We start from the raw sequence: 14,291 nt of genomic DNA on the forward strand, positions 1-14,291 counted from the left end.
AAGTCCATGAATGTAAACAGTGCAGGCACGGCCAATATTCAAAATGGGGCTCCGGTAAAGCAGGCCGAAGCACAAAATGGGCTTGGCAAAGATGCTTTCATGAAGATTTTAGTCGAACAGCTAAAACACCAGGACCCTCTCGAACCCTTAAAAGACGCTGAATTCATTGGCCAAATGGCCCAGTTCAGCTCCCTGGAGCAATTAACGAATTTAAACCAGTCCATGACCCAGTTTATTGGGCTCCAGGGAAACAAGATGAGTGAGCACGCCGATTTGCTGGGCACGACCGTCTACTGGGAAAGTGATGCTTCAGGAGTCCTCCAGTCGGGAGAAGGAGTCGTCAGAGCGTTGGCAATCAAAAATGGAGAGTTGATGGCAGAGCTTGAAAATCAGGATATCTCCATCCCGATTGCCAATATCCATCGTATCGAAAAGGATGCCAAATAAAACTAAACAGATCTTTGTCCAACATTAGGACACGAATGGAAGGGGAATAAAAGATGCTTCGTTCAATGTACTCCGGTGTATCGGGAATGAAAGGCTTTCAAACAAAATTGGATGTGATCGGGAACAATATTGCAAATGTCAATACGGTGGGATTCAAGAAAAATCGGGTCAGCTTTCAGGATCTTTTAAGCCAGAACATGTCTGACAGCAGCATCAATCCAATGCAGGTAGGTCTTGGTTCGACCACGTCCTCCATTGACGTTCTTCATACACCAGGTTCCCTGATGACTACCGGTGTCAACTCGGATGTTTCACTTATGGGAGATGGGTTTTTCGTTGTTCAAAAACCGCAAACACAAGAGGAGCTTGCTGCCAATGTGCCGCCTGAATCCTATTTGACGCGTTCCGGCAATTTTGTCGTCAATTCCTTGGGTGAACTCGTGTCATCACAAGGCTTTCAAGTTTTAGGTGTTCATCCAGATGGTGTGATTAGACCGGTAACAGATTTAAATACTTACGACTCTTTTAAAATCGACCGCTTGGGGCGTGTCATCGGCAAAACAGCAGAGGGAGCAGAGGTTCCGGTTGCGACTTTAGGAGTTGTGAACCCGGAAAATCCCGCTGGTCTTCGCAAAGTTGGCGGGTCATTGTATGAAATGACAGGTGCCGCCGGTGGCAATGGAGCTCTCGGTCAGACGATTAATAATCAATATGTTTACAGTACGGACGTGATCCAGACGGCTAAGGATGCGAAATCCGAAATTGCGTCCGGCCAGCTCGAAATGTCCAACGTCGACCTTACGGAAGAGTTCACGGAAATGATTGTGGCTCAGCGCGGTTTCCAGGCAAATTCACGGATTATCACGACTTCCGATGAAATCCTGCAGGAAGTCGTCAACCTGAAACGATGAAAATAGGAGGATCAGACCGGGATGGATACTTTTCTCCCGTCTGCTTTTAACATGATCCAGTTAACCAGATTCAATCAGTCAACGATTACCTTGAACGCAATCTATATTGAAAAAATCGAGTCCACGCCGGACACGGTGATCACCCTGCTGTCAGGAAGCAAGGTCCATGTATTGGAAACGGCGGAAGAGGTAGGAGATAAAGTGACGGCGTTCTATCAGAAAGTAAACCTTTTGCATGCTTTGCAAAAACCAAACCGGAATGAATGAGGAGGCAGGGAGTGTTGGTGAATTTACAGTCAGGTCATGATGGTCCGCTTCCCGCGTCCGCCGGCAAAAGGACTGGGGCAGGAAAAGGCAGGAAAATTAAAACCTATGATTTTAAAAATGCGATGCGCTTTTCACAGGAGCAGATTCGGACCTTGTCAAGGATCCATGAAAACTGTGCCCGCCTGCTGACATCCTATTTTTCGACCCAGCTGAGGACATTTGTCCAGATATCCGTTTCGGAAGTGGTCCAGTATTCGTATGAAGAGTTCATTGCAAAAGTCGAGAAAAGCTCCATTCTGGGGGTGTTCAAGGCGCCTCCCCTTCAGGGAAGCATGGTGATGGCGATACCGCCGAACATTGCCTATCTCATGCTGGACAGGCTGCTTGGCGGGCAGGGAAGGGTATCGATGCTGAATTCGAATTTGACCGATATCGAAACAGCCGTTATCCAAAGGGTCTTCACGAGAGCGTTAAGCAGTTTCCAGGAAGCCTGGTCTTCCGTTGAGAAGCTCTCGCCGGAATTAACGGAACTGGAAGTGAATCCACAGTTTTTGACGATGGTGCCGCCTAACGAGACCGTCATTGTCGTTTCCCTGCATTCCATAATTGACGATGCAGCAGGGACCATCCATATTTGCCTGCCCCATGTGGCCCTTGAGGAAGTGCTTCCCAAATTGTCGGCCCGGCACTGGCTAGCGACACAAAAGAAGGCCATGGAAAGCCACGAAGCGGAAGCGATGGAAAAGAAACTGAAAGGAACAAAGCTGGACGTGAAAGCCATCCTCGGGAGGTCGACGATCGAAATAAGCGAGTTCCTGCAGCTAAAAACAGGTGATGTGATTCGCCTGGATGGAAACTATCACGATCCGCTTACCGTGCTGGTGGACAATAAACGGAAATTCCTTGCCCAGCCGGGGATATCAAAAGGCAGGGCGGCTGTCCAGGTTACGCATGTGATGGAAGAGGGAGATGATTTTGAATGACCAATATAAAGCTGTCTGCGGAAGAAATCAATATGCTGCTGGGCCAAGAGGGGCCTGAAGAAAATGAACGCAATACGGAGGAGGAGTTTCCCGCAATGAACCATGAGAAAGAAAGTTCCCAGCCTGGCACTCCGGGGGGAACCCCCAATGTCCAGCCTGTTCAATTTTCAAATCTGGATGATAGTGCTCCCCATCTCCCGGGAAGTAACAATCTCGACCTTTTGCTTGATATCCCTCTTCAAGTGACCGTCGAGCTGGGACGCACAAAAAAGATGGTAAAAGAAATCCTGGACGTTTCCCCAGGATCCATTATCGAGCTGGATAAACTGGCGGGCGAGCCTGTTGATATTTTAGTGAACAATAAGTTGATTGCGGTCGGAGAAGTTGTCGTCATTGATGACAATTTCGGCGTAAGGGTTACGGATATCCTGAGTCCAATGGACCGGATTTCCAAGCTCCGTTAATTTGATCTTCTAAGGAGTGCACCAGATTTGATTCAAAAAGCAGTTATGGTTTGCCTGGCGGCTGCCTTATTCGTATGTTCCTGCCACCCTTTTGCGGCGGCAGCGGAAGAGCCGAATGTGATGGATTGGCTGAATGAGGAAGAATCCGGGGAACAGCCGGCCGAAACAGCGCCGGATACCAATGCAGGTACAGACAATGCAGGTCCGAACAATGCCATAGACAAGAGCCCGATTCTGTTAATCAGCCAGCTGCTCTTTTATACGCTCCTGATTGTGGCCATGATTTATGGGCTCATCAAGTTTCTGGCCTCAAGGCAGAAGAAGCTTCAGCCCAACCAGGCCATCGATTTGATTGGCGGGGCGGCACTTGGAACCAATAAATCGCTTCAGCTCGTCAAGGTGGGCGGGAAGGTGTTCCTGCTTGGAGTGGCCGACCAAATCACCCTGATCAAGGAGTTTTCAGGTGAAGACGAGCTTGGAACCTTTGAGAATAATCCGAAGGAAACTGCGTCTTTCGCGAATTCACTGCTGGGCTTAACGAAAAAGCACAGCCAAAGCGGCCAATTCGATCAGCTGTTCAAGCAGAGCCTGAATAAACAAAGGAACAGGCAGAATCAGCTTGAACAGGACCTGGTTCCAAACGATAAAGAAGGCAGGAACACATGATGGAGAGTCTCCTGCTTTCAGTCGCGATACCGGGAATTGATTTTGGGACTAACGCTCCCGAAGATGTGGGAATTACGCTTCAGCTGCTGTTTTTGCTGACGGTTTTGTCGCTCGCTCCCGGGATTTTGATCATGCTGACTTGTTTTACCCGGATTGTGATTGTCCTGTCATTCGTGCGGACGGCGCTCGGAACCCAATCGATGCCGCCCAACCAGGTCCTTATCGGTCTGGCCTTGTTTCTGACCTTTTTCGTGATGGCACCTGTATTCACTGAAATCAATGAAAATGCCTTGCAGCCCTATCTGGCGGGAGACATGCCCCAGGAAGAGGCTCTTGATGCGGCCATCCTGCCTGTTAAGGAATTCATGGCAAAGCACACGAGGGAAAAGGATTTGGCGCTGTTTTTTAAATACGGCCAGCTGGAGAAACCGGACAGCATCGAAGAGATCCCTTTGACGGCGCTGATTCCGGCATTTGCCATCAGTGAGCTTAAAACGGCCTTCCAGATCGGGTTTGTCATCTTTATTCCATTTCTAGTCATTGATATGGTGGTCGCCAGCACCCTGATGGCAATGGGGATGATGATGCTTCCCCCTGTCATGATTTCCCTGCCGTTTAAAATTTTATTATTCGTGCTTGTGGATGGCTGGTATTTAATTGTAGAGTCGCTGCTTGTCAGCTTTTAAGAAGGGGGAAACCTTATGACGCCGGATACGGTCATACACCTGGCGCAACAATCGATCTATACGATAATGATGATTTCGGCTCCATTGCTGTTAATTGCACTGGCTGTCGGACTGCTTGTCAGCGTTTTTCAGGCGATGACACAAATCCAGGAGCAAACGCTGGCATTCATTCCGAAGATCCTGGCCGTGTTTTTGTCGATTGTTGTTTTCGGGCCGTGGATGCTGACGACTTTATTGGATTTTACACGGGAATTGTTCCAGAACCTTCCACACTTAATCGGGTAGTGAAGACATGAATATCGTTCTTGAGATGCTTCCCAATTTTCTGCTTGTTTTTGTCCGGGTTACGTCGTTCTTCCTGATTGCGCCCCTGTTTTCGATGAGGGGAGTGCCAACCCAATACAAGATTGGACTGGCCTTTTTTATTGCTCTGTTCGCTTTTTCACCCGGCCTGGAACAAGAGCCAATCATGATGGACGGAAGCTATCTGTTCCTGATTGTAAAAGAGGTATTTGTCGGGCTTGCCATCGGCTTTATCGCAGCGATGCTCTTATACGCTGTCCAGGTGGCCGGAGCGTTTATCGACTTCCAGATGGGATTCGCCCTTGCCAATGTGATGGACCCGCAGACCGGTGCCCAGGTACCGATCATGGGGCATTTCAAATATATGCTCGCACTGTTGTTCCTGCTTGCCGCCGATGGGCATCACCTCCTGCTTGATGGAGTCATGAGAAGCTTTGTGCTGATTCCCTTGGAAACTGTATCTTTTTCGCTGGAAAACGGAGAAATCGCCCGCCTGGTGAGCACGATGTTTTTGCAGATGTTCCTGATCGCCATGCAAATGGCTCTGCCGGTTGTCGGCGCCCTCTTTTTAGTGGATGTCGCGCTCGGGATCCTGGCGAAAACCGTACCGCAGCTCAACATCTTTGCCGTAGGTTTTCCTGTTAAAATCCTGGCCGGGTTTATGATGCTGATTCTGGCGATGCCGTTTTTCTTTTATGTGCTTCAGAGTCTGTTTAAAAAAATCATGATCAGCCTGTCGGGGTTGGTCAAGTTATTAGGGGCATAAATTATGGCTGGTGAAAAAACAGAAAAGGCGACCCCCCAGAGGAGGCAGGAATCGCGAAAGAAAGGGCAGGTGGCCAAAAGTGCCGAAGTGCCCGCGGCCCTGATCATGCTCGGGAGCTTCCTGCTGCTTAATTTTATCTGGGATGAGCTGCTGGAAGGGCTTCTTGCACTCTATAAAATTCATTTTAATCAGTACATCACCTGGGAATTGACTCCCCAAACCATCAGGATTTTGCTTCAGGAAGTAACCTTCAAGGTGTTTACCATCATGCTGCCGGTGGCGGCAGTCGCCATCGTGTTCGGCGTTTTGGGGAACTTTGTCCAGGTTGGCTCCCTGTTCACAACCGAGCCGCTGAAAATGAAGCTCGAAAAGCTCAATCCGATTGAAGGGGCGAAGAAAATTTTCTCCATCCGCAGTCTGGTGGAGCTGCTCAAGTCTTTGCTCAAAATCGCGATCATCTCAGCGGCGGCTATTGGGGTGCTGTGGCAGGGAAAGGACGAGCTGTTTCTCCTGTCGCAAAAAAGCATTGGCCAATCGCTGTCCTATCTGGCCAAAATGGTGTTCCAGCTTGGTTTGGCCGCTTCGATTATTTTATTATGCTTGGCGATATTGGACTATATGTACCAAAAATACGAATTCGAAAAAAGCATCCGGATGTCCAAACAGGATATCCAGGATGAAATGAAAAAATCGGAGGGGGACCCTCTGATTAAATCAAGGATAAAAGAGAAGCAAAGGCAGCTGGGCATGAACCGGATGATTCAGGATTTGCCCAAGGCAGATGTCCTGATCACCAACCCGACGCACTATGCGATTGCCCTTCAGTATGATCCCGAAACGATGGATGCCCCAATGGTGATTGCCATGGGAAAAGACCATCTTGCGCTGAAAATCAAAGAAAAAGCGAAAGAATTGAACATTGTGACGATGGAAAATAAACCGCTCGCCCGTGCCTTGTATCAGACAGTGGACATCGGCGACTATGTTCCCGAGGATTTGTTCCAGGCCGTGGCGGAGGTATTAGCATATGTTTACAGATTAAAAGGAAAGATCACCTAGGGAGGAGAACGCGCTTGAAACTCAAAGATTTATCGGTCCTGGTCGCTGTCATCATGATTGTGGTGATGATGGTGATCCCTCTTCCGCCGCTGTTATTGGATATATTGATCCTGATCAATATCAGCCTCTCCTTGACGATCATCCTCGTGGCCATGAATACAAAAGAGGCGCTGCAATTTTCGATTTTCCCGTCCCTGTTGCTGCTTACAACCTTGTTCCGACTGGGATTGAACGTTTCCACAACTCGGTCGATCCTGACCAATCAAACAGGAGGAGAGGTTGTTGAGACATTTGGTTCCTTCGTTGTGGGCGGCAGTCCGATCATCGGTCTGGTGGTCTTCCTGATTTTAGTGATTATCCAGTTTCTTGTCATCACAAAAGGATCCGAACGAGTGGCCGAAGTGGCGGCCCGCTTTACCCTGGATTCGATGCCCGGAAAGCAGATGAGCATTGATGCCGATCTTGGCGCCGGGCTGATCTCCGAAAGCGATGCGAGAAAGCGAAGGGAAAAAATCAGCCAGGAAGCCGATTTTTATGGCGCCATGGACGGTGCGAGCAAGTTTGTAAAAGGAGACGCGATTGCCGGAATCATCATTACCCTTATTAATATTCTCGGCGGCTTGCTGATTGGTGTGATTGTCCATCAGATGTCTTTTGGCGAAGCGGCGCAGCTGTTTACGCTCCTGTCGATTGGGGATGGACTCGTCAGCCAGATCCCGGCACTGCTGATTTCCACTGCAGCAGGGATTGTCGTCACCAGGGCCGCTTCGGATGGCAACCTTGGTAGTGATATCACCAGGCAGCTCTCCGCTTATCCCAAAATGCTGTACGTGGTGGCGGGAACACTTGCTTTGATTGCGGTCTTTACTCCGATCAACATTTTTTTAATCCTGCCAATTGCGGGCCTTGTCGCTTTCGCCGCCTATAAAATGGATCGTGCCAGTGCGGCCGAGGAAGCGGTAGTGAACGAAACGGCCGATGACACGCAGGAGCTGGAAAAATTGAAAAGTCCCGAAAGTGTCATGGACCTCCTTCAAGTCGATTCCATCGAATTCGAATTTGGCTATGGGCTGATTCCGATTGCCGATAAAAACCAGGGCGGCGATTTACTGGACCGGGTGATTATGATCCGGAGGCAAATTGCGATTGAACTGGGCATTGTCGTCCCGGTCATCCGGATTCGGGATAATATTCAGCTTCGTCCCAATGAATACACCATCAAAATCAAAGGAAACAAGGTGGCCTCCGGCGAGATCATGCTCGATCATTACCTGGCCATCTCCCCTGGCATCGACGATGAAAATGTGACCGGGATTGAGACAGTCGAACCGGCCTTTGGCATGCCAGCTCTGTGGGTCAATGAGGAAATGAAGGAAGAAGCCGAGCTCTCAGGCTACGCGATTGTCGATCCGCCATCTGTCGTCTCCACGCATCTTACGGAAGTCATCAGGAGGCATGCCCATGAGCTGATCGGAAGGCAGGAGGTCAAATCGCTGATTGACCATGTAAGGGAGACCTCCCCGGCCGTTGTCGAAGAGCTGATTCCGCAGATGATGACGATCGGCGAAGTGCAGAAAGTGTTAATGAAGCTTTTAAAAGAAAAGGTATCAATCCGAAATTTGCTTGTCATCCTGGAATCGCTGGCCGATTATGCTGCGCAGACAAAGGACATCGACCTGCTGACGGAATATGTGAGGCAGTCGCTTTCAAGGCAGATTTCCCTGCAGTATGCCAACCAGAATGAAATCCTGCAGGTGATCACAGCGGGGGCAAGCCTCGAAAAGAAGGTGGCGGAATCGGTGCACCGGACAGAGCAGGGAAATTATTTGTCGCTTGACCCGGCCACTTCACAGACTATCTATCAGACAATTTCCGAGCAGGCCCAGCAGCTGCAGGCCTCTGGTGTCCAGCCGATTTTGCTGACCTCGCCTGCCATCCGGATGTATATCCGCCAGTTTCTGGAACGCTATCTGCCGGACCTTACCGTGCTTTCCTATAACGAACTGGAACCAGACATTGAAATTCAAAGCGTCGGAGTGGTGAATCTATCATGAGGCTAAAAACATACACCGTAAACAGCATGCCTGAAGGAATGGCGCAGATTAAAAAAGATATGGGTGAAGATGCCCTGATTTTAAATACAAAAAAGGTGAAAACCCGCGGCTTTTTCGGATTGTTCACGAAGGAAAAGCTCGAAATTATCGCGGCGGTCGAGACGGAGCCGGCTAAACACGAGGCCAAGCCGGCAGAACACATGCCTTATCCAAAAGAGGCACCGGACGCCAAGGGGCATCATGGCCATGCTTTTGCCCAGGTAATGGCTGGACGGAAAGCTGCACAGCCGGAAAGGAATGGACTTTATCCTGAACCCGAAGAGAGCAGCTCAAGCGAGCTTATGCGTGAACTGAAGAATATCAAAAAAATGATGGTCCAGGTGATGGAGGAAGACCGGCTGCCGCAATCAATCCAATTGGTTAATGAAAAATTAACCCGGCAGGAAGTGGCTCCCGAAATCCGGTCGGAAATCCTCGCAAGTCTGATGGCGCAGGCGGGGCAGCAGGATGGGTTCACAAGTGAACAAGCGCGTGCCGCCGCACAGCGCAAAATCATTCATATCATCAACACTCATCAAAGAACCCACGAGGCAAAAAACAGCGGGTTGATTTGCTTCGCTGGTCCTACGGGGGTAGGCAAAACAACGACCATCGCCAAGATAGCGGCGGATTATCTTTTGAACGCCGATAAAAAGGTTGGCCTTATCACATCGGATACGTATCGGATCGCAGCGGTCGAGCAATTAAAAACATATGCCGGAATTTTGAATATCCCCATCAAAATTGTCCAGTCTGCTGCCGAAGTGAGCCAGGCAGTATCAGAGCTGAGTTCCTGCGACGTCATCCTGATGGATACAGCCGGGAGGAATTATCAGCAAAAACAGTACATTCAGGAACTGGAGATGCTCCTTGCCGGCTCTCGCAAGGTTCAGACCAATGTTGTGCTGAGCCTTACTTCCAAATATGAAGATATGAAAAAAATGATTGATAACTTCCAGGCGATTGAGATGGACCAGCTGATTTTGACCAAAAAGGATGAGACCAGTTCATATGGCAGCATCCTTAACCTGTTCCATGAATACTCGATCCCATTGCGGTATATCACCGATGGACAAAACGTCCCGGATGATATTATCAGTGTTACTCCTGAGTTCATTGCAGACCTTTTATTGGGAGAAGATGAGAATGATTGACCAAGCCAGACAATTGCGGGAAAAAGTCCGCCAAAAGGAAACCCAGGCGGTGCAAAGAAGGACACGCATCATTGCCGTCACAAGCGGAAAAGGCGGTGTGGGAAAATCCAACTTTGCCGTGAATTTCGCGCTGAGCCTTGTGAGGCAAAACAAAAAAGTCCTGATTTTCGACGTTGACCTCGGATTTGCCAATGTCGATGTATTATTGGGGCGGTCCCCCATTGAAACGATCGCGACCATGCTCGAGAAGGATTTGTCTGTATGGGACATCATCGAGGAAGGCCCGGATGGCTTATTGTTCATTTCAGGCGGAACAGGCTTTAATGACTTATTCTCTTTCGATGAAACCAGGATGAATAAGTTCCTGCATGAATTAAGCGCCATCCAGGGACATGTGGACTACATCATCCTCGATACCGGCGCTGGCCTCTCTCAGGAAAATTTGCGATTCATTTTGGCCGCCGATGAGGTCATTTTGGTCACCACTCCTGAACCGACAGCACTTACCGACGCCTATGCGGTCGTGAAAATGGTCCACTCAACGGACCAAAACGTCGTGATGAAGCTTATCATCAACCAGTGTACTAGTGACAAAGAAGGAATCCAGACAGCCGCCAATTTTAAAAAAGTGACAGAGAGGTTTTTAAATAAATCCATTAGCACTCTTGGGTTTATTCCCAGTGATGCCCATGTCGCCAGTTCGGTAAAAAGGCAGGCTCCGTTTCTGCTGAGCTTTCCGAACTGCCAGGCTGCTATGGCTGTGCAGCAGATTGCCTGTGAATTCCTGGAGCAGCCGGCTCCTCCTAAGCTTGGAGTCAAAGGTTTCCTATTAAAAATGCTTTTTAAAAACCAGTCGTCATAGGTGGTGAAACTTCTTTTGAAAACTAAGATATCACAAGCAGACCTCGGCCAATGGGAAAAGTGGAAAACAGAGCGCGATCCTGATGCGGGAAACTATTTAGTGGAGAAATACCATCACTTAATGGACTATGTGATCCAGCGCTTTATGATCAGCCTTCCGAAAACAGTCCAAAAAGAGGATATCCAAAGCTATGCCTATGAAGGAATGCTCGATGCCATTGACAAGTTCAATCTGGATGGGGAGTTCAAGTTCGAGACATATGCAGCCTGGAGAATAAAGGGGGCGATCATCGACGGCCTCAGGCAAAGTGACTGGCTGCCGAGATCTGTAAGGGAAAAAGTCAAAAAAGTCGAAAAGGCATATGCGGTTTTGGAGCAGAGAAATGGAACATCGGCTAGTGATGAAGAGGTTTGCACGTATCTGGGAATCACCAAAGCCGAGCTGAACAAAACGGTATCCGAAGCGGCCTTGTCCTCGATGATTTCCATTGATGAAACTATCCAGGATGATGAAAACGACCAGGTAGGAAGGTACAATGTGATTAAAAATGAGAAGGCGGAATCGCCGGAAGCCCATTTGTACGCACAGCTTTTAAAAGAATCACTGGCAAAAGCGATTGAACTTCTGCCAGAAAAGGAAAAGCTGGTGGTTACCCTTTGCTATTTCGAGGAATTGAAATTGACTGAAATTGCCGAAGTGCTCAATTTAAGCGTCTCCCGCATTTCCCAGCTGCATTCCAAAGCCATGCTGCGTTTAAATGCGGCGATACTCTCTGTCCAGGAAAACTATTAATGGATTTGCGAGATTTATAGAAGGTTAAGGTGAACAGTATGGATTGGATATTATTGGGGTTAAGCGTGCTGCTAAGTGCCGTCTCGATTGTGATATTGATGCAGTCCAGGAATTCGAAGGAAGCTGGCGCAGCGGACGGTGTACAAGCTATTCAGCAAAGCTTGGAAGAATTCGTGGCTAAAATGGAAGCGGAAAATGACCAGCTTTATCAAAAACTGGTGCACTACATGAAGGCAGAACAAAGGGCAGCATGGGAAAGAATTCAGCTCCTGGAGGAGAAAGTCCGGGTGCTGGAGGAGGAACGGGGACAGACCGCTGTTGTCCAGAAGGATGACGAAGAGGACAAGGTTTTGCAGCTGTATAAGCAAGGCTTTTCAGCAAAACAAATTGGCAAAGCCCTTTTATTGGACCATGGCAAAGTTGAGCTGATGATCAATCTGTTTAATAAACGGCAAATCTCCAAGTAAAAAGGAAGTGCTTCATTTGCGAATTGAAAGACAGGCGAACTTTCCGGTTGGGCAGCTGCAAAAGGGAACAGGGGAAAGTAGGTCAGCCAGTACTTTTTCCAGCATGATGAACAGATCGCAGTCCAAACTGCAGCTGGAATCCCTGATGCCCCATCTGGAAATGCAGGGCCAAAACCTGGTCCAGTCGAGGACCATTGAACACCTGCGGGATTATAAAAAAGCCGTCAAAGAGTTTGTCAGGGAAGCGGTGAATTCCGGGCTGCAGCTATCCGATAAACAAAGCTATCATCACAGCGGCAGCATGAAGACCCATCAGATTGTGGAAAAAGTGGACCAAAAGCTGCTTGAGCTCCATGACGAGGTCATGGGCAAGGAGGAACGCGGGCTGGAAGTCCTGAGGCTGGTAGGAGAAATCAAAGGTTTGCTCATTAATTTATACATGTAACAGGAGAGAAAGATATGCGCGAAAATCGCCGCGAGTTTTTCCGGGTAGAGTTTGAACCACTGATGGAGGGAGAGGTCTCGATTCAGGAGGGAGCCTTTTTCCCGGTGAAAATTGACAATATCAGTGCTGGAGGCATGGGTTTTATCTCGGCCGCAAAAATTTTGATGCATGAAAAAATAGAATGCCGTTTTACGATTCTGGATACTTCATTTTTGATAAAAGGCTTCATTGTCCGCAAGGTGATCCACAACAATTATACAGAGTACGGTGTGAAATTTGCCATGAACCAGAAGACTGCTTCCGCCTTGTTCAGGCAATTGAATTATTATCAGATCCGCCGGAGAAAAGGGAAGCGTTAAGGCTGTGTCATGGGTCCAGGAAAGAGGGGGTTGTTTATGAAGATACAAACTGTGCGATTTGGTGAAATGGAAGTGGATGAAAGCCGGCTGATCACTTTTAGCAAGGGAATTCCCGGCTTTGACGAAGATAAAAGATACGTCCTGCTGCCGGCAGATGAGCAAGGGGAAACGCCGTTCTTCTTTCTTCAGTCCGTCGAAAGGGCGGAACTATCCCTGCTGCTGCTGGATGCGTTCTCCTTTTTTGAAGGCTACGACGTCGAGCTTGGCGATTCGGTGATCGGGAAGCTTGTGATTGAAAAGTCTGAAGACGTCCTCGTGCTGACGACGGTTACGGCCAAAGGCGGGCTGAAAGAGGCAACAACCAACCTGAAGGCCCCCATTGTCATCAACCACAGCAAGCGGCTCGGCATGCAGGTTGTCCTTGAGAACAAATTCTACAAGGTCAAGCAGCCTTTGTTCCTGCATCAGCAAAAAGCCGCAATCGGGCAGGTGTAGCAGATGCTGGTACTAGGAAGGAAAAAAGGCGAAACGATTGTGATTGACGATAACATCGAGATTACGGTTACCGGGATTGAAGGCGACACGGTTAAATTGGGGATAAGCGCGCCAAAACATATTGCGATTCACCGGAAGGAAATATATTTGGAGATACAGGAAGAGAATAGGCTCGCTGTTGCGAGTGAATTGGATTTTAGTGATGAGCTTTTGAGGATGAAGAAGTGAGTGCGTTTGTGCGTACTTGCTGGAAGGCTGGGGGACCTTTTGGGGGTCCTTTTTTGCGTTGATGGGGGAGCTTGGTCGGCCTTGAGGCGGGTTGTCAGTGCCTGTTTTTGGTGCTGAGGTGGATTTTTGGGTACTGAGGAGAGTTGTCAGTGCCCGTTTTTTGGAGTGAGGATGTATTTTGGGTACTGAGGCGGGTTGTCAGTGCCTGTTTTTTGGTGGGAGGACGTATTTTGGGTACTGAGGCGGGTTGTCAGTGCCTGTTTTTAGTGGTGAGGAGGATTTTTGGGTACTGAGGAGAGTTGTCAGTGCCTGTTTTTTGTTGGGAGGACGTATTTTGGGTACTGATGGGGGTTGTCAGTGCCTGTTTTTTGGAGTGAGGAGGATTTTTGGGCACTGAGGAGAGCTGTCAGTGCCTGTTTTTAGTGGTGAGGCAGATTTTTGGGTACTGAGGAGAGCTGTCAGTGCCCGTTTTTGGTAGTGAGGAGGTTTTTTGGGCACTGAGGAGAGCTGTCAGTGCCTGTTTTTCGGAGAGAAGGCGTATTTGGGCACTGAGGAGTTCTATCAGTGCCTGTTTTTAGTGGTGAGGAGGATTTTTGGGTACTGAGGGGAACTGTCAGTGCCCGTTTTTCGGAGTGAGGACGTATTTTGGGCACTGAAGAGTCCTGTCAGTGCCTGTTTTTTGGAGTGAGGAGGATTTTTGGGCACTGACGGGAGCTGTCAGTGCCTGTTTTTTGTTGAGAGGCCGTATTTTGGGTACTGATGGGGGTTGTCAGTGCCTGTTTTTTGTTGAGAGGCCGTATTTTGGGTACTGATGGGGGTTGTCAGTGCCTGTTTTTTGTTGAGA

General features: G+C 48.8%; 18 protein-coding genes and 1 pseudogene. All 19 read left to right on the forward strand.

Annotated elements, in window-relative coordinates; translation table 11 throughout:
- The first annotated feature begins 6 nt into the window (after positions 1-6).
- The 19 genes and pseudogenes from WQ57_RS06555 (at position 7) to csrA (ending at position 13,447) form a co-directional block, all read left to right on the forward strand.
- Positions 7-447, forward strand: a complete 441-nt coding sequence (locus WQ57_RS06555) for a flagellar hook capping FlgD N-terminal domain-containing protein (protein WP_046522934.1) — start codon at positions 7-9, stop codon at positions 445-447.
- Between the two features lie 53 nt (positions 448-500).
- Entirely contained in the window at positions 501-1,358 is an 858-nt protein-coding gene (locus tag WQ57_RS06560) for a flagellar hook-basal body complex protein (RefSeq protein WP_046522935.1), read from the forward strand.
- Positions 1,359-1,379: 21 nt separating this feature from the next.
- Positions 1,380-1,625, forward strand: a complete 246-nt coding sequence (locus WQ57_RS06565; RefSeq protein ID WP_420912384.1) for a flagellar FlbD family protein — start codon at positions 1,380-1,382, stop codon at positions 1,623-1,625.
- Between the two features lie 11 nt (positions 1,626-1,636).
- Positions 1,637-2,608 (forward strand): flagellar motor switch protein FliM, encoded by a 972-nt coding sequence (gene fliM, locus WQ57_RS06570; protein WP_046522936.1) that lies wholly within the window; start codon positions 1,637-1,639, stop codon positions 2,606-2,608.
- 140 nt (positions 2,609-2,748) lie between these two features.
- Positions 2,749-3,072 (forward strand): annotated as a pseudogene (fliN, locus tag WQ57_RS06575) (flagellar motor switch protein FliN); the annotation flags it as partial.
- 27 nt (positions 3,073-3,099) lie between these two features.
- Positions 3,100-3,738: a flagellar biosynthetic protein FliO gene (locus WQ57_RS06580; RefSeq protein ID WP_052948660.1), complete on the forward strand. Its 639-nt coding sequence runs from the start codon at positions 3,100-3,102 to the stop codon at positions 3,736-3,738.
- Positions 3,735-4,424, forward strand: coding sequence for a flagellar type III secretion system pore protein FliP (fliP, locus tag WQ57_RS06585; protein ID WP_046522937.1), 690 nt, complete (start codon positions 3,735-3,737; stop codon positions 4,422-4,424). The genes WQ57_RS06580 and fliP overlap by 4 nt, the downstream gene beginning before the upstream one ends.
- Positions 4,425-4,439: 15 nt before the next feature.
- Positions 4,440-4,709, forward strand: a complete 270-nt coding sequence (fliQ, locus tag WQ57_RS06590) for a flagellar biosynthesis protein FliQ (protein WP_046522938.1) — start codon at positions 4,440-4,442, stop codon at positions 4,707-4,709.
- 7 nt (positions 4,710-4,716) lie between these two features.
- Positions 4,717-5,493: a flagellar biosynthetic protein FliR gene (gene fliR / locus WQ57_RS06595; RefSeq protein WP_046522939.1), complete on the forward strand. Its 777-nt coding sequence runs from the start codon at positions 4,717-4,719 to the stop codon at positions 5,491-5,493.
- Between the two features lie 3 nt (positions 5,494-5,496).
- The gene (gene flhB, locus WQ57_RS06600; RefSeq protein ID WP_046522940.1) at positions 5,497-6,552 is read left to right on the forward strand and encodes a flagellar biosynthesis protein FlhB; all 1,056 of its coding nucleotides are present in this window, start codon (positions 5,497-5,499) and stop codon (positions 6,550-6,552) included.
- Between the two features lie 53 nt (positions 6,553-6,605).
- Complete coding sequence (gene flhA, locus WQ57_RS06605) at positions 6,606-8,606, forward strand: flagellar biosynthesis protein FlhA (protein ID WP_420912385.1); 2,001 nt, start codon at positions 6,606-6,608, stop codon at positions 8,604-8,606.
- Positions 8,603-9,799, forward strand: coding sequence for a flagellar biosynthesis GTPase FlhF (gene flhF / locus WQ57_RS06610; RefSeq protein WP_046522942.1), 1,197 nt, complete (start codon positions 8,603-8,605; stop codon positions 9,797-9,799). The genes flhA and flhF overlap by 4 nt, the downstream gene beginning before the upstream one ends.
- Positions 9,792-10,661, forward strand: a complete 870-nt coding sequence (locus WQ57_RS06615) for a MinD/ParA family protein (RefSeq protein ID WP_046522943.1) — start codon at positions 9,792-9,794, stop codon at positions 10,659-10,661. Before flhF ends, WQ57_RS06615 begins: the two co-directional genes overlap by 8 nt.
- Before the next feature lie 15 nt (positions 10,662-10,676).
- Positions 10,677-11,453, forward strand: a complete 777-nt coding sequence (locus WQ57_RS06620) for a FliA/WhiG family RNA polymerase sigma factor (RefSeq protein WP_046522944.1) — start codon at positions 10,677-10,679, stop codon at positions 11,451-11,453.
- A 38-nt stretch (positions 11,454-11,491) separates the two neighbouring features.
- On the forward strand, positions 11,492-11,920 hold the full coding sequence (locus WQ57_RS06625) for a DUF6115 domain-containing protein (RefSeq protein WP_046522945.1): 429 nt from the start codon (positions 11,492-11,494) through the stop codon (positions 11,918-11,920).
- 7 nt (positions 11,921-11,927) lie between these two features.
- Positions 11,928-12,365 carry a YaaR family protein gene (locus WQ57_RS06630; protein WP_241481491.1) on the forward strand — a complete coding sequence of 146 codons (438 nt, stop codon included), beginning with the start codon at positions 11,928-11,930 and terminating at the stop codon, positions 12,363-12,365.
- Positions 12,366-12,379: 14 nt separating this feature from the next.
- Positions 12,380-12,724: a PilZ domain-containing protein gene (locus WQ57_RS06635; protein ID WP_046522947.1), complete on the forward strand. Its 345-nt coding sequence runs from the start codon at positions 12,380-12,382 to the stop codon at positions 12,722-12,724.
- Between the two features lie 36 nt (positions 12,725-12,760).
- Entirely contained in the window at positions 12,761-13,219 is a 459-nt protein-coding gene (gene fliW, locus WQ57_RS06640; protein ID WP_046522948.1) for a flagellar assembly protein FliW, read from the forward strand.
- A 3-nt stretch (positions 13,220-13,222) separates the two neighbouring features.
- The gene (gene csrA / locus WQ57_RS06645; RefSeq protein WP_046522949.1) at positions 13,223-13,447 is read left to right on the forward strand and encodes a carbon storage regulator CsrA; all 225 of its coding nucleotides are present in this window, start codon (positions 13,223-13,225) and stop codon (positions 13,445-13,447) included.
- The last annotated feature ends 844 nt before the right edge of the window (positions 13,448-14,291 follow it).

This window comes from Mesobacillus campisalis, assembly GCF_000986785.1.
GTDB classification, from domain to species: Bacteria; Bacillota; Bacilli; order Bacillales; family Cytobacillaceae; genus Mesobacillus_B; species Mesobacillus_B campisalis.

What these genes read in the sequence shown, in the direction of transcription:
- fliQ (WP_046522938.1), top strand. Translation starts at nt 4,440, where the DNA reads ATGACGCCGGATACGGTCATACACCTGGCGCAACAATCGATCTATACG.
- WQ57_RS06555 (WP_046522934.1), top strand. Translation starts at nt 7, where the DNA reads ATGAATGTAAACAGTGCAGGCACGGCCAATATTCAAAATGGGGCTCCG.
- flhF (WP_046522942.1), top strand. Translation starts at nt 8,603, where the DNA reads ATGAGGCTAAAAACATACACCGTAAACAGCATGCCTGAAGGAATGGCG.
- fliP (WP_046522937.1), top strand. Translation starts at nt 3,735, where the DNA reads ATGATGGAGAGTCTCCTGCTTTCAGTCGCGATACCGGGAATTGATTTT.
- WQ57_RS06625 (WP_046522945.1), top strand. Translation starts at nt 11,492, where the DNA reads ATGGATTGGATATTATTGGGGTTAAGCGTGCTGCTAAGTGCCGTCTCG.
- WQ57_RS06565 (WP_420912384.1), top strand. Translation starts at nt 1,380, where the DNA reads ATGGATACTTTTCTCCCGTCTGCTTTTAACATGATCCAGTTAACCAGA.
- WQ57_RS06615 (WP_046522943.1), top strand. Translation starts at nt 9,792, where the DNA reads ATGATTGACCAAGCCAGACAATTGCGGGAAAAAGTCCGCCAAAAGGAA.
- flhA (WP_420912385.1), top strand. Translation starts at nt 6,606, where the DNA reads ATGATTGTGGTGATGATGGTGATCCCTCTTCCGCCGCTGTTATTGGAT.
- WQ57_RS06635 (WP_046522947.1), top strand. Translation starts at nt 12,380, where the DNA reads ATGCGCGAAAATCGCCGCGAGTTTTTCCGGGTAGAGTTTGAACCACTG.
- csrA (WP_046522949.1), top strand. Translation starts at nt 13,223, where the DNA reads ATGCTGGTACTAGGAAGGAAAAAAGGCGAAACGATTGTGATTGACGAT.
- fliR (WP_046522939.1), top strand. Translation starts at nt 4,717, where the DNA reads ATGAATATCGTTCTTGAGATGCTTCCCAATTTTCTGCTTGTTTTTGTC.
- flhB (WP_046522940.1), top strand. Translation starts at nt 5,497, where the DNA reads ATGGCTGGTGAAAAAACAGAAAAGGCGACCCCCCAGAGGAGGCAGGAA.
- WQ57_RS06560 (WP_046522935.1), top strand. Translation starts at nt 501, where the DNA reads ATGCTTCGTTCAATGTACTCCGGTGTATCGGGAATGAAAGGCTTTCAA.
- fliW (WP_046522948.1), top strand. Translation starts at nt 12,761, where the DNA reads ATGAAGATACAAACTGTGCGATTTGGTGAAATGGAAGTGGATGAAAGC.